The 1,535-nt window shown below is 61.8% G+C and carries 1 protein-coding gene; it reads right to left on the reverse strand.

Annotated features, from left to right (window positions below):
• Window positions 1–1,488 (reverse strand): bifunctional 3-(3-hydroxy-phenyl)propionate/3-hydroxycinnamic acid hydroxylase (locus tag ACFRAH_RS24255; RefSeq protein ID WP_377993443.1); only part of this gene is annotated, 1,488 nt, incomplete at its 3' end.
• Between the last annotated feature and the right edge of the window lie 47 nt (window positions 1,489–1,535).

Below are 1,535 nucleotides of genomic sequence, written 5' to 3' on the forward strand. Positions count from 1 at the left end.
TTGTTCGAACTGCTCGATCAGGGCCAGCAGCCCGGTTTCGTCGGTTGCTGTGCCGTAGACGTAGAAGTCCGGGCGGACGATCACGAATTGTGCGTTGTGTTCGCGGAACCAATCGGTGTAGATGCCCTGGGCGTCTGCTTCGGGCGTGAGCTCGGCGACGATGTCGGCGGTCTGCCTGGCCCGTGCCTTCGCCTCGGAGGAGAGCCTGGGGGCCTCTGGGCCGGACAGGATCGTCAGGCCAAAGCCGAGAACCGTATCGAAGCGATCCTTGTGGCCGTTGATGAAGACGTCCCCCTGGGGGAAGAGGCTGCCGGCAGCTTCCTGATCGGCTATCAGGCCCGGGCCGATACCGGGAAAGCGCATCTTTTCGGGTTTCCGCTTCGCAGCGCGGTCTGCAAGAAGACGGCGGTCACGTTCTTGCGCGACTGCCAGGTCACGCGTCGTTTGAATCCGCCCCAGTTCGATGCCTTTCAGCAGTACCGCTGTGACCTGCGGTTCACGCTCGGTCTGGTAGCCGTCAAGGATGCCGTCACCGGCCCGTCCTGTGAGGATGAGGTCAAGGCGGAAGGCCAGGCTTTGCGCGTCCCTGACTCCGGAACACATTCCCTGTCCCAGGAACGGGGGCATCTGATGTGCAGCATCTCCAGCGAGCATGATTTTGCCGTGGCGCCACTTGTCGACGACGAGGGATCGGAAAACGTAGGTTGCGACCCGGACGAGCTTGGCCTGCTCGGGATTGATGTATGAAGAAACCCGGGCCCACACCTTTTCGTGGGAACGTTCCTGCTCGAAGTCCTCCTCGGACTTGAGCAGAAACGCAAAGCGCTGGTGCTTGGGTCCGAGGGAGATCACCGAGCGGGGCTGTTTCGGATCGCAGATTTGCAGCGCGTGGGGCAGGTCAACGTCAGCGGTGATCTCGAAATCACAGGGCATCCACGGCTCGGAAAAGCCGTAGTCGTGGTACTCGGCGTTCAGCGCGCCGCGGGAGAAGCCGTTACCGCCGTCGGCGGCTACCACGTACCGGGCGCGCACAGACGTGCCGTCAGCCAGGCTCACAGAGACGCCTTCGTCGTCCTGGTCGTACCCGGTAACAGTGGTGTTGAAGCGGACCTCGACGTTGCCGGAATCGCGCACTGCCTTATCAAGGGCCTGCTCGAGGTCCGGCTGGTAAAACTGGTACCACTCTGCCCAGCCGCTGCGTCCCCGCAACGCGAAACTGTGCTCGATGAGAAGCTCACCATCACCGTTGCGCCACTCATAGCCTTCCTGAGCCCGGATCTTCCTGATGAGCGCCGGGGCGATGTCCAGCTTGGCCAGCGTGCGCATGATCTCGTCATCAAAAATCCCTGCCCGCGGCAGGTTGAACAGTGACGGATACCGCTCCAGTGCAATGACCGAATGACCTGCCCTGCCCAGCAGGGCAGCGGTGGTCATGCCAACGGGTCCGTAGCCGACGACCACGACGTCGGCATCAAAAATCTCAGACATCCTTGTCCCTTTCAGTGGATTCAACGCCAACTTACGCCTTCAACATG

The sequence above is a fragment of the Arthrobacter sp. NPDC056727 genome (assembly GCF_042790555.1).
GTDB lineage: Bacteria > Actinomycetota > Actinomycetes > Actinomycetales > Micrococcaceae > Arthrobacter.